Genomic DNA, 22,501 nt, shown 5'->3' with positions numbered 1-22,501 from the left:
CACCATCCTGCATTACTGTAATTCCTCACCTCCTTAAAGGGCTCACTTTAAGTATTTGTTTTAAAAACTACTCTTTGAATATGAACGGTTAAATACAGCTTTTCCTCATTCGTAAGATTGTGATTATAGTTATTTTTAAGATATATTTCTATTTTCTCAACACATTGAAAAGCTCTTTTGTGTTTGATCTTTATTACATCCAAAAGATCCTGGTCATTCTCGTTTTCATGCAAGTTTCCGCTAATTAATCTTTGCGCAAAAAATTTCAAATGCGTGATGAAACGATGAAACGAAACCGATTGTTCATTGAATTCAATTTGAAAAAAGTATCTTACAATATCACTGATTTCTTGAATTGTTTTGGTTACCCGGTAAATATCAGGACTTTCCTGTCGATCTTCCGCGTTTACAATATGTAGGGCGAGAAAACCTGCCTCGTCTTCATCAAACTGTATATCAAACATTTCTTTAATAAAGAGGAGCGCTTGTAAACCCACTTCATATTCTTCAGGATAAAACCTCTTAATATCCCAGAGTAACGCATTTTTCAATGATAGCCCTTCGCGAAAGCGGTTTACAGCCGAGAAAAGATGGTCACTTAGCGAAATGTAGATACTTTCATTCAATTTCTTCCCCAAAGTTAATTTGGCGTAGTTTATCACTTTGTCAGCTACAACAAAATAATCCAGTGGTATATCAGCCAATAATTCCTGAAATTTAATAAATGCATCTTTAGTAGAAAGAGAATATATCTTGTCGATGCTCTGTTCATCGAGAGGGTCACCGATTCGCTTTTGATAAGCAATCCCTTTTCCCATTACAATGATTTCCTGGCCGTGTTTATCATACGTTACTGCCACGTTGTTATTAAGGATTTTTATAATGTTCATATTCATCCCTCCCACTATAAATTAATATTTCCTCCCACTATAAATTAATATTTCCTCATGTTTGCTCACTCGTTCTCAGGTTTTCATTCATTGACAGATTGAGAGTTGGAATAGTCATGTAAGGATGACATTATTTTCTGGCAGAGCCGGTGGCGGGAATAGAGAGTGAGGAGTTATCCCCCAACCCAAAGATACATTCTGTGATCGCACTTTGGATATCCACACCGATCTCCTGACGGCTTACCCTCCCATGTCACGCGGGGTCGTTGCCCTTACATTCCTTCGTTCTGCCTCTCAAGAGGTGGATGCCGTTTCTTGCTCCTTTACAGGGTCGTTGCCCTTATGGAAATGATTCCTACGGCTGCTCCGTGCTTCCTTTGTCTTTGGTGATTCCTACTTCAATGAGCAAAAATGAGTTTGGTTTTTCTTAAGCTACCATCTGTAACTGGGCCTGTCGTATCGGCCCTAACACGTCGTTTGCATCGTAGGGTCGTTGCTTGGTTCCTAGCGTATGCAGAACACGTATGAGTTTCCCACACAAGGCTACTAGGGATTGCTTTTTCTTCAATGGATTCTCTCTTCGTGTCGTAAAATACTGGTGCAGAGCCTTAAACTCCGCATTCTTTGCTACCATGGGCATGACCGCCCGGAACAGCAGGGCTCTTAGGCGTGCACGTCCACGTTTGGTAATGCCTGTCTTTCCTTTTCTCTTTCCTGAACTGTTCTCTTTGAGATTCAGTCCGGCCAGCCGAATAATTTGCCGTCCGTGCTCGTAACCGCTGAGATCCCCCACTTCTGCAAGGAACCCCGCCAAGGTGACCACGGCCACTCCCGGCACGGTGAGCATCTCTTTCGTTCCCGGAATTTGTGCAAGTAGACGTTCCACCTCGTGCAGAATCTCTTCGAGTTGTCTGGCGAACATTTCGTACTGTTCCAGAAGCGTTTTAATCTCTATTTTGGCTGCGGGAAGTCCTTCGGTAAGCCCGATGGACCTTCTTGCCGTTTCAACCAGTTGCTCCGCTCGCTTCGTCCCTACGGCTCGCTTCACGTCCTTCTTCCATCGCTTCACAATGGCCTCTGCACCGAGTGCTACGATCTCTGCTGGCGTTGGAAACTCGCTTAAGGTAATTAGGGAGGCTTTACCTTCCCAGTCTTTGAAAACCTCTGTATACTCCGGGAAAAAGCGATCCTGCCAGTTCTGCATCCGCCTCTGCACCTGTCCGAGATTCACCATGATCTTCTCCCGAAGATTCATGAGAATTCGCAGATCTGCATAGAGGTTTGTGGGAAGTTTCGGCTCGCTGTACTTCCCGTTACGCACTAAGTCAGCGATGACTTTAGCATCCTTATAGTCGTTTTTCGTTGGTGAGTTGTCTTCCAGTTCTTTGCTTTTGTGTACATGATGCGGATTGACAATGACGAGTGGAATCCCTTGCTGCCCCAAATACTCAGCAAGGTTGAACCAGTAGTGTCCCGTAGGCTCAATGCCAAAGAGGACGTCACTCTTGGCATGTTCCTGCTGAAGCTCCTTCATCCACTGAACCAGTTGCTCCAGCCCGCTACGGGTATTGGAGAACACACAGTCCTTTCCCAGTTCAATACCCCGGTAGTCGATGGCACGAGCTACATGGATTTCTTTAGCAATGTCTGCACCTACGACAAGGGTCTTGTCGGAAATTCGTGTAATCCGTTGATTCTGCTTCTTCGATTGTTTATACTTCATAGTGAGCGTCCTCCTTTTAATTCGGGCAGTGAATGGCCAACATTCCATGACCCAGCATACAGGAGGCGCTTTTTTTGTTCAAACCTCAAATTAATTCATTACAGGAATGGCTCCTTTAAACAAATAAAGACCCACTCGCACACAACGAAATAAAGGCTGAGTAATCGGCCTATTTCTTGGTGTGCAAGCAGGTCTAGCTTGTAATTAAACAATCACTATCCATAACTCGCAAATTAATTATAAGCCTGAACTTCTGGTTTATCAATATTTTTTATTTGTTTAAATTCACCACTTAATATAATTTTTATACGTGCTTTAACTCCCTTTATAAAAAATGTACATTTAGCACACTCTCAACCTGTCTCTGCAGAAAACAGCTTATGGAATTAATATAAAATTACACCATATTATTAGACTGCCAAGTCTCTATTAATCTCCCACGAAAAATAAATTTGCAGCAGTTGTAGCGAGGCAAAGTGAATAAAATGCAATAGCGTTGCATAAAAGCTGACATTAACTAAATGGGATAAACTAACTGTCCAAAAACAGAAAAAAACTCTAATGTAAGAAGGTAGGCACGTTGTCCCCCCCCTTACAAAGAAGCCTCTAATGGATAACGTTAACCCAAATTCAGTCATACGTCATTTCGTATCTTTACTTCCAGTTAATGTTCTGGAACCGACCCTGTTCGATTACTACATCAAAAAGCTTACCGTGATGAAAAGTATCTTCATTTTCGTTGCCGCCCAGTTAAATCGCTGGTCTTCTTACAGCGAGATTGAAGCTCAGATTCGTGCACAAACCGAACTTCAGCGTCTGTTTCATCTCGAGAGCATCAGTGGCTCCCAGTTATCCCGTTCGTTGGATCGTCTACCCACTGAACTGCTGGAGTGGCACTTCAGCAACTGGCCTTGCGTGCCAAACGGCGGACGGCTTCTCTAGAGGGAATGTCCAAAACTATTGGTAAACTGAGCATTGTAGATGCTTCCACGATTTCGTTGCCGCTAGCTTTGGGGAATTGGGCACAGGTGAGTCGTAAAGCCAGCAGTGTCAAGATGCATCTGCGACTCGTTGCTGCCTCACCTGAGGTCATTTTTCCCGATGCCATGGTGCCTACGACAGCCAATGTAGGGGACCGGGCATGTGCCGTCGAACTCGTCATTCCATCGGATACGACCTACGTCATGGATCGCGGCTACGATGACTACAAAAAGATGGAGGGCTGGAGCAAAGAGGATATTCGATTTGTCATGCGTCTGCGAGAGCGGGCCTTTACCACTATTTTGGAGGAGTCCACTTTCGAGCCGGAAGGCCGAATTCTTCGGAATCCTAAGGTCCATATGAGCAGTGCCCCTCGTGCTGACAAGGAAGAACTACGGCTCATTAAGTTCATGAACGAAAAAGACCGCCGTTACCGTCTCGTCACTTCCATTTGGAATCTGTCAGCAGAGGACTCGCTCAAATATACAAATGCCGCTGGCTCATAGAGCTGTTTTTCAAATGGATGAAGCAGCATTTACGGGTCGTGCATGTGCATAGCTATAAGCCGCAAGCCATCTGGAATCAGTTATTCCTGGCGTTAATTACAGCGCTGCTGGTACAAGAGATGAATACTTCGCTGCCCCGCAAAATAACACCCTGGCAGTTACTAAAACTGATGGAATTTATCTCTATTTACCGTGGTCTGCCTTGGAAGAAAAGATCCTTCGCGTACGAAGAACCTCCAAAGGGAAACCAGCAGGAACGAGGCAGAAACCAAAAATCTTTCGGACAAGCGTAGGAGAACTCCGGCCGAGCAAAAAGTAATTCGAATATAAATATGGATCTAATTTACAAAAAGCGACCTACATTTAACTCCTCCTTCTCTTTGATTCTCAGGAGGGAAAACAACATGTTAAAATATTCATTTAAACTAAATATTAAACATCTCTTTTTCTTCTGTCAGGGTTAATGCAATGCTAGTGGTTTGCTTTCTTTTAGGGAAAAGAATGAAAAAAGATGTGCTTTAATATGATAAAGAAGTACGCCTTTATTAATCAAAAGTTAATTACACTTATCTCGTCACTAAATGTCCTATAGTCCTTACATGGGATTTATCGGCCTTTTCAAAGAAACGTTAGCAATTATTCACTCATCTTCAATAGTTTTTTCAACCGAGTATTCTCAATTGATAAAGTTATCAATGTGTGATTAAGTTCTCTAGACTCCTCACTTAAGGAAGCAGCAAGGCCATCCTGATAAGCAGCTTTATATGCTTCATTCAATAAGTTGCCAATTGCATCAGCTTGTTTACCACTTTCAGCTTTAAATACAAATACTTCTTCAACTCGATCAGTAAAATATATTTTTTCATTAACAATAAAGTATGGCTTAGGCAGCTCTTTCACTTTTTTCTCCTTCAATTATATTATTTTTCCAGAATACTATTTAGAGTACCATTCTACAATGATTCGCCTACTCTTCCCGGTGTAGTTCAGAAGATATTTCAATTAAAATGTGCTCCTAAAGAGTCATTTCATTCCAAGGTTTTATTATTTAATCAGAATCTGCACCCTGTTAAAAACCTCAGATATTCATCTCAATGCTCTTCTTATCTCCTCAACTTTTGAGAGAAAATAAAGATATCTTTTACGTCCATCTTTAAAAATAATTATTTCATCAGGTTCGATTTGCTTCTCAATTAGTGACAACTTCAATCTCTTCTCCCCAATATGCAGTATTTTCATTATTTCGGAGAAATAATAACCTTTCGTTTCCCTACGTTCCTCTTTCAATCTTCTAATGCATCTTTCCAATTCATAATCCGAATACGAAACGTCAGCTAGTGTTCCATTGAGACACTTTATTCTAGGATGTAAAATCTCATCTTTTGTAAAACGCATAAGATCAACAATTTTAAGTCCAATCACAGAATATTTGATTAGTGCATCGTGAAATGAAATCCCCTTGAAAGATGGTTGATAAGTACCAGAAAACTCCTGAAGCAGATCTTCTATATCTCTTTTTAACATCATTTTGTTATGTGCATATGAAGTTTCATACTCTTGGAGAATTTCTGCTTTAATTAAAAGAGTAATTGAATCACTTGTAATTCCAAGAATTGATGCAGCCTCATGTTTATGTATGTAGGTATTTCGATCTTCAATTACTTTATTGAGTGAATCTTGGCTAACAATATACCTATGTTGATTGCCAAATCCATTTAATTGCAAATCAAGCTTTCCAATTTCTCGGAGTCTATTCATTTTTCTATAGCCCATTCCTGTAGCGTGTTTAACTTCTTCTCTTCTTAAAGCAGTGCGCTTTTTTATTAATTGTTCGTTGGATTTAAAAACTGAAAAATCTTTTCTGATACTTCCCTCATTCAGCTTTCCAATCCAGAAATGCTCATATGCTTTTCTTATGATTGAAAACTCTTTATTTACCATTAATTCCTCATACCTGCTTTTCTGTTCATATAATGTCTTCCTATTCTTTTTTGAAAACTCATTAAGTACCTGATAATAATTCATAGGAAAATTATCATACATCCACACGAAATTCCCCCATGAAATTAAGCTTTTTTGATTATCTAAACTTCCATTTCGCTTATTTGTAAATGCGTTAATTAAGAGATGCTCTTCATTTAAAAAGCTTTGGAGACCTTCCAGTATATGAAAGGACATTTTGGCCAAGCAAAAAAAATCTTCTGTGTTTCTTATGTTAATATTTCTAAGTAACGGATCTCCTTCAAGAAAACACCGTTGGATTAATGTCTGTGAAGAAATATATTCAGGTGAAATAATTGATTCATTCTTAGCGTCAGTTAGGATTTTACAACTGCATCTTTTACATATTCCTGATCTTAATAATTCAGTTAGAGTAATATTTTTATTACACTTCGGGCAAAGGTTAATTAGATTTCTTTGATGCTCTAGACAAATACAAACCGGGTGGAATCCCCAAATGTATTTATGAATTCCCTTTATTTTCACACACTCTGGGCAAAATTTTATTTGATTCCTCAAAACATAATTACTACTAGACTGATGTGAAACAATCCACTGAAAATAACTTTTCGATGTTAAAACATCACTAATTTGACCAGTTAAATCTTCTAATATTATCGCATCCTCATTAGAAAACATATTATTTTGTAAATCTCTTGTAGAAGAATAAAGTAGGTGATAAATCCCCAAACTATCTTTACAACAATTTCGAGCAGAAATACGTTCAACATAACCCACTAAACTTTCCTCATCATTAATCCTTGGTCTTAATAGTAATCGCAACATTCTCCCTCCAAAAAAATCGTCATAACTCTAGTATTTCCGATTAATTAACGCTTTATTCTAGTAAGACAAAACAAAAAAAACCTACTAAAATTAGTAGGCATCTTACTTACTTATCAGAGAGGAGATAACTTTCATTTTGAGCTAATATTTAATCAGAAAATCATTTTCTTTTTCCTTTCTTAGGCTCAGACTGAAAAAGCTGTTCATGAATTTTTTTCTCTTTCTCAATCTCATCCATTAAATGAAATTTTGTGTTTTCAAAGGGGTTTATAGCATATGGACGTGTAGATCGAGTAATTCTGTTGAATGCATCTCGTAATTCTATCTCAGTTATTAGATCCTTGCCCTTATTAAGTGAGATTTCAGTCGCACTTTTAAGTAAGTTCATTACATATCTTGGAACACCAAAAGAGAAATAAAATATTTTCGCTGCTAATTCAGGATCCGATAAATTTGAAAGCTCTGATAATGGTAATTTATCATCAATAGATACGAGAAATCGCCTAAATTCAATTATATCCTTTTTAGAACTGTAAGAAAATGGGGGTAGCACCATACGATTAGGATAACGTCCATCTAATTGTTCATTATATGAGAATATTCGCTCTGACTCAGGTAATCCAACAAGCACTACTGGAATTTTAACCTTGTCTATAAATGTTTTCAGCCAGTCAGAGGCGCTTGCAAGGACGTAATCTGTATCCCTATCAATCAAATGGTGAAATTCGTCCAGAAATATCATCTTAATATCACACTTATCAACGTAATTACAGATACGATGGGTCATATGTTCTTCAGAACCAGAATCAAAAAATTGATCTTTCATTTCACGAAGTATTTTTGAAGCTAAAACCCTAGGAGATTTAGCTCTTGGAGGCACGCTGACAAGTAGAACTGGAATATGAGTTCGTTCTTCTTCCTCTACATGTGGATATTTGGAGGCATACAGCTCTATAATAGACGATTTACCAGCACCAGTTTGTCCAATAATACATAATTGTTCTGCCTTAACATTGGCTTTTGAGAGATTATGAATTTTAGTTACCTCTGATTTAATCTCGGAAAACTTTGGATGCACTACTCTTAAAGACTCTATATGAGCATATCTTAAATTAAATTCCTTTTCAGATATCCGTTTTCCATTAAGTGGTTCAAAAAACATCTTGGTCATATTATTTTTCTCCTTCATTAATGTTATAAACAGTATCGTATGGCATTAATTCCAGTTCTGAATCAGTATTAACCAAAGTTGATTGGCTCACTGATGGTGTTTTAAAGCTAGTTTTTTTGTTTCCTGTATTCTTGTCTGATGGGGTATCTTTACTCTTTCTCTTCCTTTTAAACTTCTCTTTATACTCTTTAATATGTTCTGATGCCTCGTCCACTAAACGGATAGACTCTAAATCATTAGGTGCTAACTGAGCATCAAATGTAACATGGGCTGCTGACAAATTTTTCGACATTATTTCTGCACGCTCATCTTTAGGTAATTGTTCAACTACCTTTAATCTCCCCGCACTTTCAGTAATTAGCCTTTTAATGGCTTGATCTGCATGATATAAATCAGATGTATTAAAATCACGATAATTTTGCCCATTATTATAAGAGATAGAATGCAATTGATCATAATGTACCGGATACAAATCATTAATATTTTTATTTTGCAGACTATTCTTAGTAGGATATACCTCGATATATTGCTTATTTTCTTCATCATAAACATAGATTATTCTCATATCAGCTTTATTAAAGCGTACTCTGACATCTTCTTTATCTTTTCTTCGTTTTTTTCTATCTGCTAGTTCCATAAGCGAGGGACTAGTAAAGTGCTGTGATTGAATTTTAATTCCTTTATTCGAAATTGACCGATACTCTGTTCCTGAACCTAAGAGTATAATTAGCTCCTCTTTACTAAATGGTATTTTTCTATGAACTTTTAGTTCTTTGAGGCCTTCCCTCCATACAAAATCAGGAGTTCCTCCAACAGCCAAACTGTAATCATTGGCAATCTTTTCAATAAAAATGATATGAATGATATTTAAAAGAGTAAGCATATCAATGCAAGCTTCTTCTTCAGACTTATACTGGGATTTTTCTTGCGGATTAGAAAAAGTAGTTCCTGGATATTTGTGTAAAATACGATTAACCGTTTGCAAACCTCTCTCGATCGTCCCTTTATAATGCCCTGTTTTAACAGGACAAAATTGCACTTCGACATTAATTAAACCTAATATTTCTTTGAGGTCTCCTGATTCATTTGCTTTAGCATTATCTACTACCACTACCTCAGGAACACCAAAAGCCGTCCAATCATGTTTTAAATCTGGATATAATTTTTTCAGATGAAGTTTAGGTAACATTGCATGTAGTAGGCACTGCAAGATATCTTTTGAATTCGGTTCATTAGGGCAGATGTAAAAACCAAGAGGATAGTCACTAAATACGTCAATTGCGTATATGAGATAATAACGCACTCGCTTTAATGTTTCTAAATCAACAATTAGTAAGTCAATAGGCGTCCAGTCAACTTCAACACGTTCTAATGGCCGTTTTACAACTAGCTCTGAGGTTGAACCATTCATATTTAGTGCCGCCTGTACTGGTCCATGTCTTGATCGATCTTTCGCTCGACTATTAGTCTTATCTTGTATAATGCGGAATAAAGTGGTTTGGCCACAAGGTTTAATTCGGTCATTCTTTTCTCGGAATTTATTAAGTTCCTCAATTTGTCCTTTTAGACTGATGTGTTTATCCCGAATAGTTGTCGTTAAACCTGTTCTCTCTTCATCACGAAGCATTTTTTCAATCAGAGAAATAACAATGGGGTCCGTATATAAACCGCGCTTTTGAGATCGTCCTGTAGAGAGTAAAGACCTTTTATCACCTGTCTCTATATATTTCTTTTTCCATTTGTATAGCATGGAAAACGAACCAATACTAAGTTTCAACTCTACTGGTAACGAATCTACGTAATTTCTAATATCTTCCGGTTTTATTAATCCTTTAATAACTGGTTCTAAAACTTTGAAGCGGTTTTCCATGATTTTATTTTCTTCATCTGAAATCAGTGCTGGATCCATCAAGCGTGGTAACATTTGAATAGCTAATTCTTTTCTTGGTATAAGCCGCTTTTCATACCATGCTTCTAACAATTCATTTGTTGAGAATATCTCCACGCTGTTGTACGATAAGTTTGAAAGTTCAATATCGTCATTTTCGAGACATTTACGAATAAGATACTTGTCATCATCCATTTTAAACTGCATTCCTGGAATTAAAGCGAAAGCCTCCATAATTTACACCTCCAGTTGAATGCTTATTTCCGAATCATCATTCAACTCTTGATTAACTAAGTCCATATAAATGTTGTGATGATAAATTAAGTAATAAATCCCCTTGTAAAAATCCTCATTATCCATTTCTGTACACCTAATGCATAAATCTTTAATTGTGCATGTCCCTACCTCTTTTAATTTTTGTGTAATGTATATTAATAATTTGTAATCAACCTGCGTAGTACCGAAACTACGAAGATCATTTAAATTTTTTATTAAAAATCCCTGTCTTATTTCATCCTCAGTTACAACTTTGTATTCCCATCCCCTTGGATCACAGTAGAGCTTTCCGACTACATATTTAATTAAATTCTCTTCTTTCCTAAGCTTTTCTGCAGGCTTAATTTCGACTATCCATACATTCCCATTACTTAAAATTACTTTAAAATCGGGAAAGTAGACACGCACTTTACCTCGATACGAGTAAAAAATTGCTATCGGTTGGCTAATGATTTCATTTATTGTTGGGTCAAAATCTAGAACCTTCACATAATCACGTTCAATACTCCCCTCACATAAAATCATAGATTTTTTTCTTATAAGCGGAACTTCGTATCTTGAGTGTTTGCCTCTACTTGGTGGTATTTTTCTAGCTGGCTTTACCATATACCTCACCTCAAATCTATTATTATCAATCTATAAATTAGATATACAATTAATAGGATTTAAATAGACTGAAGGTCATAAATAAACCTTTATTAAAACTTACCCATTTTATTCAGATAAAAGCTTAATATATTTAGAGGCATCTTTAAAAACACAAGTAAATCACATAAAAAAGCATCCGCTATACTTAGCTAGATGCTTTTATTGATCTTATATAAAATAATTAAACTGTTTGGGGTTAGTCAGAAAATTCGCTAGGTATACTTAACTTACCTACACTACTATTTCAATAATAGTTTAATATCTTTTTTTCGATACAGATACATTCTACCACCATCAATTTTCAATCCAGACACTGGTATCATACCTTTTCTTAATAATTGAGAATATGAAGTTTTAAGTTTTTTTTGGATATCTTTTAAAGTTATATATGTCCTTTTAAATTTCTGAAAGCTTTCTAAAGTAACCTCGTTATAATATTTATTATCTCCACATTTTTTCATAAAACCTTTATCTATCCAAAATCTTATATGCCATTCTTGACATCCTAATAATTTTACTACTTCTTTTAAACCTAAAAAGCCTTGTGCCTTTCTTTTTAATGATAGTTGCTTTTCCACAACTTTAAATGATGCTAGCGCTCGTCTATACGATTGAATTTCTTCCAATGCTTTTTTCTCTTCAATTGGTTTCATGTATAAATGAAATTCTTCTATTAAAGGTTTTAAATTACCACGTTGTAGCCTTTGAAATTTATAAAGGGAATTCTCTAAAGTATCTAGAGTTAAATCTGTAATGAGATGTAAATTACTAAGAAAGTCTCTGTACCCTTCCGGCCAATTCTTTAAAATTTGAATTACATCAAGTTGGAACTGTACATATTCTGAGAAAGATATATTTCCTCTCTTATATTTATTTTCAACACTCAATCCAGTAGTTAATTCTCTTCCTAAATAATGAAGCATTGAGTTTAAAGTTAATAAGTCGCAATCTATAAAATAACTATTGTTGCTGAGGATTAAATTATCTTTGTATAAGTTACATTTAGAGTAAATAAATTCGGAAAATTTAACTGTTGAAGTTGCAGCTATTGGCGCCTGACTTTTCTTATGTCGATGTCCGCATGTACATATGAATAAATTTCCTCTTCTCCAAGATATATCTTTAGAACATATACTACAACAATCTATTAATTGAACTTTATGATGCGGGCATGCAGTCACAATACTTAGGAGCCATATCTTTCTAATATATTCTATGTCAGATAAACAATAAGGACAAACTTTTGCCTTAACAGTCTCTAAATCATCATACGAAATTAGATTTCCATGGATTTTATTTTCAGTTATCCTCATATTAGAAATATCTTCAATTTTATTATTGGATATATTGGCGATAAATTTCAAATCCCTATCATTTAAGATTTCTCTATCAATACAATAATTGCTTATTTGTTTCTCCATAAATTTTTCTAATTTGCCATACAAGAATCTTGGAGGTATACGATTGATCAGAGAGAATCTTAATAAAAATCCACTTAAACTCTCATCATAAAAAGGCTTAGGATGTAAAGGTTGAGGTAGAACTAATAACTTATTCATCGTCTCCTCCAATAACATAGGCTAATAATAAGGAAAGGAATCAAGTAATGCGCTATCCGATCAATTAGTACAAGACTATAATTATTATCCCCAAAAATATAAGTGCGATTATATTTAATACGTGTTCTTTCGCTTAACACAATAAATCTGTAGTTATAATTATTAATAAACAATTAGTAAAATTTTAAGCACTGAGAACTATACTTAATAATCTCGTTTTATTCAAACAATTATTAGAATTGATAGAACATGTAGGTACACCAACCGCCCTTGTTAATTTTTTCACTCTACATTGGCTTCTTGCTATATAGATTGAACTTAAGAATTTATGTTAAGGAAAGAGTGGCGGAGGATAATTTTGGAACTGGAAGAGCGGTAGCGACCGCCTAAAAGCTTTTCGTGGAAAAGCTAGCTCCGGAAGCATAAGCAGTCTGCGGATTTCAACCGTTAGAAACGGAATAAATCAAGAAATTTGCAGAAGGACAGCGGCTGGAAGTCCAAACATTCTGTGGAGTCACATGCAATCCCAAAACAGCAATATTATTAGTTCAATCTATATAGTATTATATTAAACTTCATGCAATAAAAATCACCTCACAACAGTGAGGTGATTCATATTGATATTTTGCTTGAAATTAAAGTCTCAATAAACATTTGGATGAATCTGATGCGCAATACTCAAAATCAACTATTTCACATAAAAGCACAAATGATTAATATTTCAATATGGTCAGTATTAATTAAATGCCATTTTAATGAATCAATAAAAGCGGTCATTTCACAACTTTAATGACCCCACACAATAAATGCGCTTAAAAATTTCCTTACCATAATATAATTTTGAGGTTTATCGCTTAATCGCTTCTGAAAATCTTTGCTTTAGAAATTCACTATTTCTAAGTCGCGCCTCCCTTTGTTCTTTTACTATCGTTTCAGCGCTTTTAAGCGGGGCTGCAAAAAGCAAAGCATGTTTAGGCTGTGGACCAATGGCTTCTTTTACTACCCCATCTATAGAAACGTATACTTTAGATTTCATATTAGTTACTCCTTCGATCTTAGACATTTCTAACACAAAACTTAATTCTCTTTATTGTAATATACATCGTATTATTTTCTATTGGTCCTGCTCTTCGCAAATTCAAAAGTACAACCATTTGATCAGGTGTAATCCCATTCACGTTTGATAACTTTTTCAGTTTTTCCAATGTAAAATTTTTTTATTATTTGAAAACAGAACCTCAACCAGTATTTCGATATAACAGCAGGCATTTATTACATAATTTACTCCTAACTTAATCAGGAGAAGACCGATAGTCCTAATAAAGGCCTTATCGGCTTTTCACTATGAATTTAATGAATTTTTATTCAAATAAATGTATGCCACCTTTTTTTCTCTTTTGAAATGGAACAATTCTCTTTTGAAATGGAACAATTCTCTTTTAAAATGGAAAATCACAACAAACCTGTTCACATGCCTTTTTACCAATCCTTACCCGCACCGGCTATACCCGCAATTCCCGCAAGTCTTACATCCCTCAATGTTAATAAGCGATGCACTCCCGCAGGAAGGGCAGAGATCCCGCGAGGCCGCCATATGGCTATGCGCCGCATGGCCGCCATGCCCGGCATCCGCAGGAGCCGCGGCTGGCACACTCGATTTCAGCTCGGCGCTCAGCGCCTCATTGAAATCGAGCTCCAGGGTGGCCGCGATCGGAGCGGCTACGTGATCGTCATGTGCGTTGTTCTGCACATGGGTCTCGAGGGCTTTGGCTACCGCGTCGGCGATGGACTCGACGCGGTTGGCACCGAAGCCGATGGCGCCGGAGCCGCCGATGCCTTTGAGATGCTTGATCAGCAGCTCAACCTTCTCGCCGTGGTCGCCGTAGCGCAGGAACAGCGAGCAGACACGGCCCAGGGCTTCGGCCATGGCGAAGACGTCAGAGCCGGCCTTGCCGACATTCAGGAAGATTTCGGCCGGAATGCCGTCCAGGTCGTTGATGGTGATATACGCCATACCGAATGGCGTGTTGATCTTATAGGTAGCGCCGCGCAGCACCTGCGGGCGTTTTTTGTATTGCTTGTCGACCACATTCGCCTGCGGTACCGGAGCTGCTGCCACTACCGGAGCCGGTGCTGGTGCAGGAGCAGGTTCAACTGCAGCCGGCTCTGCTGCTGCCGGTTCGTCCTTCTTGTCTTCCTTCTTCGACGTTTCCAGCACCTGCACATCGCGGCTGCCGTCGCGGTAGATCGTTACGCCTTTGCAGCCGAGGTCAAAGGCCATCTCATACAGCTCAGCCGTTTCTTCGACGGTGAAGTCGGACGGGCAGTTGGCTGTCTTGGAGATTGAGCTGTCCACCCAGCGCTGAATCGCCGCCTGCACACGGATATGGTCCTTGGCAGACAGATCCATCGAGGTTACGAAGTACTCCGGCAGCTCCTCACCCGGATTGGCCTGCAGCCATTCCTGTGCAATCGGCACGAACTGCTCGTCATAGCCGAGCCGGCTCTGGCGGAAATATTTGAAGGCAAAATACGGTTCAATTCCGGTTGATGTACCGACCATTGTACCTGTGCTGCCTGTTGGTGCCTGGGTAATAACAGTGACGTTGCGCATACCGCGTTTACGGATGGATTCGCCAACCTCCGGATACACATCGGCAATATTGCGCATAAATCCGCTCTGCAGATATTTTTCTGCATCAAAGGCCTTGAAAGACCCCTTTTCCCCTGCGATGGCCGAAGAAGCCAGATAGGCTTCCCTTGCCATGAAGCCGTAGAGCTTGTCCAGGAATACCAGAGATTCCGGGCTGCCGTAACGGATATTCAGCTTGATCATCAGCTCGGCCAGGCCCATCGTACCGAGACCTACGCGGCGCTCCAGCTTCTGGTTCGCTTCATTTTCCGGGAAATGATAAGGGGTTTTGTCGATGACATTGTCCAGGAAACGGACGGAATAACGGGTCGTTCTCGCCAGATCCGCCCAGTCCACATCATGATTCTCAGCATCATAGAATTTGGACAGGTTAACCGCCGACAGGTTGCAGACGCCCCAGCCCGGAAGTCCTTGTTCCCCGCAGTTGTGTGCAACTACTCCGCCGGCAATCAGCGAGTGCGTTACGGGCTCGGTGATATCATAGACCTGTACAACCTCTCCAGGCTCAATACCAACGACTCTGGACATGAACTTCTCTGATTTGCGCGAAGGTCTGGCGATCCGTTCCAGCGCTTCTTGTTTTCTGGTGATCAGCTTGAAGCCGATCTTTTCCTTGAACTGTACAATGTTGTTTCCGCTTAGAATCAGCTCATAGAATCCGCTGCCCTCGTAGATTCGTTCTTCTCCGCCTAGAGTTGTGTAAGTAAAGACAGCCTGTGCTTTTTTCGGACGGTTATAAATGGAGCTGTTAATCCCAAAATTAAGCAGCAGCAACTGAACCCCTTGCAGCAGCTTCTTGGATGCGGATGTCAGCCTCACAGTCCGGTGCATCTCGTCATTCTCGTACACCGTTCCGTCTGCCGAAAATAATCCTTGCAGGAAAGCCACAACCGTCCTGCGCGAAGCGGAATATAGCGCGGCCGGAACTTCTTTTTCTGCCGCTTTGACAGCCTTGACTCCAAGGGCTTCAAGCTGCTCGCGGAACGATTTGCGCCACCAGTATGCCTGCTTGGTCCCGTTGTTACGGTTAAACACTTTGGCGGTCACGCCAGTAATACTTTCGCCAGCAGCAATCAGTGCCGGGATAACTTCACTGTCCGCCTCACCAAATACCATACCGATGTCGCCGCGTCCGGAAATCCAGCCGTCGCCGGTCAGCCAGCCCAGGAACCAGCCCCACTGCTCCCCGAGTGTGTCTTCAGCCGCGAAGCCGCCTTCACCGGACTGCAGATAGACACGGTCGTCAGCGGTTAACGTGTGAGCCTCTTTCCAGCCGGAGTCGGTAAACAGACGATGTTCAGGCGTTACGGATAGTTCAACCCCATTTTGCAGAGAAATTTTTAAGGTCTCTCTGGTTCCCGTAGGGAATACCGTCGCCCTTCTCATCTGCAGCCCCGGAATTTCATAGCTTCGGCCGCCGACCACTTTTGCCTGCTCGACCAGTCTCAAATCGGTTCCAACAAGAAACGATTCTCCAGCCGTCTTTTTATATAATTCCTCTATAGTAAGGAGTCCATATTCTGTTGCAATCCGGGTGTCCGGGTGGAAACACGGATTCGTACAAATAATCGGATTAAAATACCAGCTGTTCGACATCTGGTTATAGTATTCCATAAACACAACGCCCGGCTCCGCGGACTTCCAGGCTGATTCGATAATCGTATGCCAGACATCTCGGGCCTTGACAGTCCGGTAAGGGATAACCGCACGGCCGGCTGCCTTCCATTTATCCAGATCGCCGTCCCAGATTTCGTCGTAGTCCGGATCGGTTGTATCCGGGAAGACCAGCTCCCAGTCCAGATCCTCCTTGACGGCCTTCATGAAGCTGTTGCTCACGCACACCGACAGGTTGGCATTGGTCACCTGCCCCATTGTCTGCTTCACGGTGATGAAATCGACCACATCCGGATGCCAGTCGTTGATCATCAGCATCAGCGCACCGCGGCGGCTGCCGCCCTGCTCAATCAGTCCGGTGGTGTAGCTGAACAGGCCGCCCCAGGATACGGAACCGCTGGATGAGCCGTTGACTCCTCTGACAATTGCCCGGCGTGGGCGCAGCGAGGACAGGTTAATGCCGACACCGCCGCCGCGGGCCATAATTTCGGTCATTTCGGAGAGGGTCTGCATAATCCCGCCGCGGCTGTCCTTTGGCGAAGGAACAACGTAGCAGTTGAACAAGGTCAGCTCCTCGCTCGCCCCCGCCCCTGCGGCAATCCGTCCGCCCGGAACGAGCTTCCAGTCATCGAGAATGGAACGGAATTTGCCGGTCCACTCCTCCTGCAGTTCGGGTGTCTTCTCGACAGAGGCCATAGCTGCGGCCAGACGGTCCCACATTTCTTCCGGCGTCTTTTCTATATTAAGGGTCAGCTTCTCCACATCCGATTGCACAAGCTCGCCGCTGCGGGTCTTCACGGTTACAATCCGTCCGCTGCGCTCGACAATTTCGCCAACTTCCTTGGTCGGAAATTTCGGGTCATCCTTGGTCAGCACCAGCACGACATCGCCCACCTTGGCGTTATTGCTGTCTGCATCCTTCCAGGCGTAACGATCCAAAAATATTTTCTCGCTCAGTCCCTCAAGGCGCTGCTTAGGTTCCACTGTACTCAATAGAAAAACCTCCCGCTATGTGATATGTAAAACAAGTACTGCAGGCAATACCAGCTTCGGCTTGTCAATAACAAATTAACGCCAAAAGCCTGCCGCAAACCAACATTTCAAGCTTTTGTAACAATATATTGTGTAAACATGCTTTAACACTATACCACATATTGTACCAGAGTTCCTTTTTAAAAATAGAAGCCTTAGCGCAAAAACAAGGCTTTTCGGCAGCATTTTCCGGCGAAATCTCGTTTTTTTAGTCTCTGTTATGAATTCTCTTTTTTACGAGCATACTACTTTTACGCATTCCGATATGAGACCTTGCCGGAGGAGGCTGCAACATGATGCAATTATCCCGCAATTCCTTACCGCAGGAGGGGGGCATATCAGCCCCGCTGCTTCCGGTTCCCCTGTCCTTTGAACGGAACTGGCTGCAGGATCTGGAATCCAGGCTGGAAAAAGGCGGCCCCTGGGGCGACTGGAAATTATCCCGGCTGGCTGTGCAGGGGGAACAATGCGGCCTTGTCACCAGCTTTGACGAGCTGCAGTGCACGAAGCATCTGTCCAGCCTGTCCCCGCTGCCCCACCAGCTTGATACCGCACATAAAGTGCTGTTTGAAATGTCCGGCCGGGCCATTCTTGCGGATGAGGTGGGGCTTGGCAAAACGATTGAAGCCGGCCTGATCCTGAAAGAGTATCTGGTACGCGGTCTGGTGGGCAAGGTGCTGATTCTGGTCCCTGCTTCACTAGTACTGCAATGGGTCCGCGAGCTTAATGCCAAATTCGGAATTAACGCTGTCGCCCAGAAAAAAGCCTATTCGTGGGGCAACGACATCGTTGTCGCATCCCTGGATACGGCCAAGCGTGATCCGCATAAGGAGCTGCTGTTAAGCTCTGAATACGACATGCTGATTATTGACGAGGCCCACAAGCTGAAGAACAAGAAATCGACCAATTACCAGTTCGTGCAGCAGCTGCGCAAAAAATACTGCCTGCTGCTCACCGCCACACCTGTCCAGAACGACCTCGGCGAGCTGTTCAATCTGATTACGCTGCTGAAGCCGGGACAGCTGGGGAATCAGGGTGATTTTGCCGCCAATTTTGTCGTCGATAAACGACAGCCGAAGAACGAGGTCCAGCTGCGCGGCGAGCTCTCCAAGGTAATGATCCGCAACCGGCGCGGCGAGGGGCCTGTTAGCTTCACGAAGCGCAAGGTACGCAATATTCCGCTTACTCTATCACCTGAGGAAAAGGCACTCTATGACGGGGTTACCGCGTTTGTCAAAGATACGTACCAGGAATCCGGCGGTAATCTAAGCAGCATGCTCTCCCTTGTAACGCTTCAGCGTGAAGTCTGCAGCAGCCGTGATGCCGTCTTCATTACTCTCGTTAATCTGATCAAAAAGCTGCCTGCCGATTCGCCCAAACGTGACCGGATGATGGAGCTGCTGCAGAGTATCCGCACAGTCAAGACGAACACCAAGGCGGAGAAGACGATGGAGCTGATCCGGGAAATGAATGAAAAGGTGATTGTCTTCACGGAGTACCGGGCCACCCAGGAATATTTACTGCAGTATTTCCGCGATCACGGGCTGCAGTGCGTCCCTTATTCCGGCGGAATGAACCGCGGCAAAAAAGACTGGATGATGGATCTGTTCCGCGGACGCGCCCAGGTCATGATTGCCACCGAAGCGGGCGGCGAGGGCATTAACCTGCAGTTCTGCCACCATATGATCAATTTCGATCTGCCCTGGAACCCGATGCGGGTGGAGCAGCGGATCGGCCGGGTACACCGGCTGGGCCAGCAGAATGATGTCGTCATCTATAATCTCTCTACCCAGGGAACGATCGAAGAGCATATCCTCCATCTGCTGCATGAGAAAATCAACATGTTCGAAATGGTTATCGGGGGGCTGGATGTCATTCTCGAGCGCTTTGAACAGAAGGAATCCCTGGAAAAAAGCCTTTATAAAATCATGCTGGAAGCCCGCAGCGACGAGGAGCTGCGCAGCGGACTGGATCATATCGGCGAGTCGCTGAGTGAGCTGTCCCAGGAAACCCGGCAGGAAAGCGGGGTTACGCCATGACACTGACGGCACAGGAGGTCCGCAGGCATGTGATGGATTATCTGGAGGCTACCGGCTGCACCGTTATCGAGGTTTCACCGCTGCATGTAACGGTCAAGCTGTCGCCACGCGCCGACCGGATGCTGACCGACAGGCCCTATTACTGGGGTTTCGTGGAGCGGACAGGCGCGGAGCCGGAGACGCTTTCCTTTACCTTCGTATTTGATCCCGAGCAATATGATCATGCCGCAGCCCAGGCAGCGGCAGCCCCTGCCCGGCCGCGCGGCGGTACGAATCTTCGACCGGCACCCATGGTTCAGCCGGGCAGCAACGACATGGAGGCTGCAGCTGAGACGGATACAGCAGCTGCAGGCGGCGCTCCGGCCGGTGTGCCGCCCGGTGTTTCCACGGAACCGCAGGACAGCATCCTTGCACGCTACTTCGGCATCGTCCCGGCATTGCCGCGGTTGGGGCCCGGTATGATCCGCCGCGAGGATGTCACCTACGGAAGCAAGCGGCTCAAGCAAATATGGGCCGCTGCGAGAGATGAAGGCAAGTGCCTGCAGCTGTTCGAGGACCCCGGGAGCAGACAGCGCATGACTTTATTCTCGGCAGCCTATGAGCCTTGGCTCGGCGTGTGTTACAAGGTCGAAATGACCTGCGACCTGAAGCGGGAGGAGCTGCATTTCCTCGGCATCTCTCTGACCACAGGAAGAATTGCTGCTGATTTCGGCACCAGGCTGGGCAGTCTGGAGCTCACCCCCCGCCTGCCGGAGAATATTCATATCCAGCCCTATGAGCTGACCGTTTCAGGCGGAGCGGACAGGCTGGAGAGCTATCTGACTGACCAGCTTGCCGGACTGGATTACAGTTGGGCTGAGGAAGCGCGGGAGCGGCTTAGACTGGAGCTGAGCATTGTGGATCTTTATTACTCCGAGCTGCTGAAGGAGCCGGATGAGGAGAAGAAGCAGGCCATCGAGGAGCAATATAACGCCCGGCGGACTGAGACGGCCTGGCAGTATGAGCCGCAAATCGCAGTTTCCGCTGTCACATATGGTCTGTTTCATCTGCGCAGCTCATAGAATACGACCAGGTCTGCTAAAAGCAGGCAAAAAAACAAGCCGCATTCTTTCTAGCCGCGCGACAGCAAGCAACAGCCTTTTCAGGGCTTGTCTTCTACAATAGCTGTAGAGGACAAGCCTGTATGATTTTGGAACAAGAAAGGTGAATGATGAGATGAAAGCATCTGCAAGACCACAGGCAGTGGCATGGCGCCGCCGGCTGTTCCCCCTTCTGTGTCTCGGACTGGCCCTGCTGCCTGCAGCTGCGGTGGTTCCGGCAGCTGGTGAAGCAACCGCCCAGGGCAGCCGTATTCTTGTGCCGCAAGCCGTTTCCCAGGCGCTTCAGCCTGACCTCTCCATAAAGCCTCTGCCGTCACCCAAAACCCTGCAGGAATTCACTGCCGATACCATCAGCAGGTTGTCTGCAGCCGAGCCTTTTACAGCCTGGAAGAATGCCGAAACGGAATATTATCCGCTTGGACCAGGCACCCACAGCTGGCTGATCAATGTGCTTAGCGGCGGGCAGCGCATCGGTTATCTGATCATCTCAGCGGCTGAAGACGGCGGCTATATGCTCAGTGAATACGGTGCAGGTACAACCGGACTTCCATACAGCTTGACCGAACTGCGCCAGTTTGTGGTGCAGGAGGACCTTATTCCTTCATCCTATTCTGGCAACGCCGAACTCACAGCTCTGTATGCTCCCATGCTGCCGGTGTGGAAGCTGACCGTTGATAAACAAACCTACTATATTAATGCTGTAACCCTGCAGCTTCTGCCCTGGACTTCAGCCAGGGCTGATGCTGTACTGAAGGGAGCCCTGCCGTCGGCCGATACGGTAACCAGCTCCGGCAGCCGATTGTCTCCGCTGCAGGCCAGTCTCAGCGGCGGGCAGGATGATCCGTATGCGGACATCCGGTGGCTGGCCAGCTCCAGGCTGAAGGCTGTAGACAGCGGGAATGTTGCCGTCCTGCTTGGCAAGGGGCGGGCCCTGGCCTATCAGTCGCCTGGAGCGAATGATACGACCGGCGCTCCTTTTATGATCACCGGCTATCAGAGCTGGCGGCCCTCCGTCAAGGAGAAGGCCGCAGACAGCCGCACAGTGATCTATGCCGCTACAGGCGTAAAGGGCTACCGCTATCTGCCCTTTGCTCTGCTGCAAAAGACGGGAACCCTGCATAAGCTTCCCGATGCTCGGGGCAATGATTTGGCATACGGGACTGAGACTGACGCTATTGTATCGTTGCATTAACCACGTTCACCGCATGATTATTTCATCCATAGTTGCGGTCGTCAGCTGCTCTCATTCACGCTAACGGACTCCAGCGCCGTTAATTCCGCTACAAATTCTCATCCCGTAAATCAAAACAACCTTCCCGGTCAGTTGCGTAATGCCACCGGGAAGGTTGTTTTATTTGCGTTAGACCCATGCTGCGCACCTTGTCTCTGAAGCTCACTTGCGGCCCTCCCGGGTCCATTTGCTCCGCCAGATTGACAGGCCGAGCGGCAGCATGCCGAACCATTTTTGCGCCCACGGCTGCTTCTCCGCTCTGCGCCGTTCCCGGCTGGCCTGCGGGTCCTCCATATAGACTACTACCTTTTCGGTAATGTACTTAACCAGATCATCTCCGCTGGAAGCCATTATCCATACCTCCTTTCAAATCTGCACTTCATCCGGTCCGTGGCGGACCTCT

At 43.4% G+C, this 22,501-nt stretch carries 17 protein-coding genes; 6 read left to right on the top strand and 11 right to left on the bottom strand.

From position 1 onward, the window contains the following. Positions 1-47: 47 nt before the first annotated feature. The gene (gene licT / locus BLR64_RS00750; RefSeq protein WP_090711221.1) at positions 48-890 is read right to left on the bottom strand and encodes a BglG family transcription antiterminator LicT; all 843 of its coding nucleotides are present in this window, start codon (positions 888-890) and stop codon (positions 48-50) included. Positions 891-1,317: 427 nt separating this feature from the next. After that, positions 1,318-2,613, bottom strand: coding sequence for an IS110 family RNA-guided transposase (locus BLR64_RS00745; protein WP_090711219.1), 1,296 nt, complete (start codon positions 2,611-2,613; stop codon positions 1,318-1,320). A 609-nt stretch (positions 2,614-3,222) separates the two neighbouring features. Between BLR64_RS00745 and BLR64_RS00740 the strand changes: the two genes are divergently transcribed. Genes BLR64_RS00740 through BLR64_RS30970 form a run of 3 tightly spaced genes read left to right on the top strand, consistent with a single transcriptional unit; the run spans position 3,223 to position 4,393 of the window. Further along, positions 3,223-3,555 carry a hypothetical protein gene (locus BLR64_RS00740; protein WP_090711217.1) on the top strand — a complete coding sequence of 111 codons (333 nt, stop codon included), beginning with the start codon at positions 3,223-3,225 and terminating at the stop codon, positions 3,553-3,555. 5 nt (positions 3,556-3,560) lie between these two features. Next, complete coding sequence (locus BLR64_RS30975; protein WP_090711215.1) at positions 3,561-4,100, top strand: transposase; 540 nt, start codon at positions 3,561-3,563, stop codon at positions 4,098-4,100. A gap of 17 nt (positions 4,101-4,117) precedes the next feature. Beyond that, positions 4,118-4,393, top strand: coding sequence for a hypothetical protein (locus tag BLR64_RS30970; RefSeq protein WP_279615452.1), 276 nt, complete (start codon positions 4,118-4,120; stop codon positions 4,391-4,393). Positions 4,394-4,736: 343 nt separating this feature from the next. On the opposite strand, the gene BLR64_RS00725 is transcribed toward BLR64_RS30970, so the two are convergent. The 8 genes from BLR64_RS00725 to BLR64_RS00690 form a co-directional block, all read right to left on the bottom strand. Continuing rightward, the gene (locus BLR64_RS00725) at positions 4,737-5,000 is read right to left on the bottom strand and encodes a hypothetical protein (RefSeq protein ID WP_090711211.1); all 264 of its coding nucleotides are present in this window, start codon (positions 4,998-5,000) and stop codon (positions 4,737-4,739) included. A 186-nt stretch (positions 5,001-5,186) separates the two neighbouring features. After that, positions 5,187-6,887 (bottom strand): TniQ family protein, encoded by a 1,701-nt coding sequence (locus tag BLR64_RS00720; protein WP_090711209.1) that lies wholly within the window; start codon positions 6,885-6,887, stop codon positions 5,187-5,189. A gap of 160 nt (positions 6,888-7,047) precedes the next feature. Beyond that, entirely contained in the window at positions 7,048-8,058 is a 1,011-nt protein-coding gene (locus tag BLR64_RS00715; protein ID WP_167360565.1) for a TniB family NTP-binding protein, read from the bottom strand. A 1-nt stretch (position 8,059) separates the two neighbouring features. Continuing rightward, complete coding sequence (locus BLR64_RS00710) at positions 8,060-10,180, bottom strand: Mu transposase C-terminal domain-containing protein (RefSeq protein ID WP_090711205.1); 2,121 nt, start codon at positions 10,178-10,180, stop codon at positions 8,060-8,062. 3 nt (positions 10,181-10,183) lie between these two features. Next, a complete protein-coding gene (locus tag BLR64_RS00705; RefSeq protein WP_090711203.1) occupies positions 10,184-10,828 on the bottom strand; it encodes a TnsA endonuclease N-terminal domain-containing protein in 645 nt (214 codons plus the stop codon). A 281-nt stretch (positions 10,829-11,109) separates the two neighbouring features. Continuing rightward, positions 11,110-12,429, bottom strand: a complete 1,320-nt coding sequence (locus BLR64_RS00700; protein ID WP_167360564.1) for a TniQ family protein — start codon at positions 12,427-12,429, stop codon at positions 11,110-11,112. Between the two features lie 847 nt (positions 12,430-13,276). Continuing rightward, the gene (locus BLR64_RS00695) at positions 13,277-13,465 is read right to left on the bottom strand and encodes a hypothetical protein (protein WP_090711198.1); all 189 of its coding nucleotides are present in this window, start codon (positions 13,463-13,465) and stop codon (positions 13,277-13,279) included. A 453-nt stretch (positions 13,466-13,918) separates the two neighbouring features. Beyond that, positions 13,919-17,689 (bottom strand): LAGLIDADG family homing endonuclease, encoded by a 3,771-nt coding sequence (locus tag BLR64_RS00690; RefSeq protein WP_090711196.1) that lies wholly within the window; start codon positions 17,687-17,689, stop codon positions 13,919-13,921. A 332-nt stretch (positions 17,690-18,021) separates the two neighbouring features. On the opposite strand from BLR64_RS00690, the gene BLR64_RS00685 reads away from it, so the two are divergent. From BLR64_RS00685 to BLR64_RS00675, 3 genes are all read left to right on the top strand, one after another. Continuing rightward, a complete protein-coding gene (locus BLR64_RS00685) occupies positions 18,022-19,767 on the top strand; it encodes a DEAD/DEAH box helicase (RefSeq protein ID WP_090711194.1) in 1,746 nt (581 codons plus the stop codon). Further along, positions 19,764-20,828, top strand: a complete 1,065-nt coding sequence (locus tag BLR64_RS00680) for a YqhG family protein (protein WP_090711192.1) — start codon at positions 19,764-19,766, stop codon at positions 20,826-20,828. Before BLR64_RS00685 ends, BLR64_RS00680 begins: the two co-directional genes overlap by 4 nt. Before the next feature lie 154 nt (positions 20,829-20,982). Beyond that, positions 20,983-22,059, top strand: a complete 1,077-nt coding sequence (locus BLR64_RS00675; protein ID WP_090711190.1) for a hypothetical protein — start codon at positions 20,983-20,985, stop codon at positions 22,057-22,059. Positions 22,060-22,260: 201 nt separating this feature from the next. On the opposite strand, the gene BLR64_RS00670 is transcribed toward BLR64_RS00675, so the two are convergent. Beyond that, on the bottom strand, positions 22,261-22,449 hold the full coding sequence (locus BLR64_RS00670; protein ID WP_090711188.1) for a YqzE family protein: 189 nt from the start codon (positions 22,447-22,449) through the stop codon (positions 22,261-22,263). Positions 22,450-22,501 lie beyond the last annotated feature (52 nt).

Source organism: Paenibacillus typhae (assembly GCF_900099765.1).
Lineage (GTDB): Bacteria > Bacillota > Bacilli > Paenibacillales > Paenibacillaceae > Paenibacillus_AQ > Paenibacillus_AQ typhae.
The sequence above is the reverse complement of the archived record's forward strand: the minus strand, read 5'-3'. Positions and strand labels throughout refer to the sequence as shown.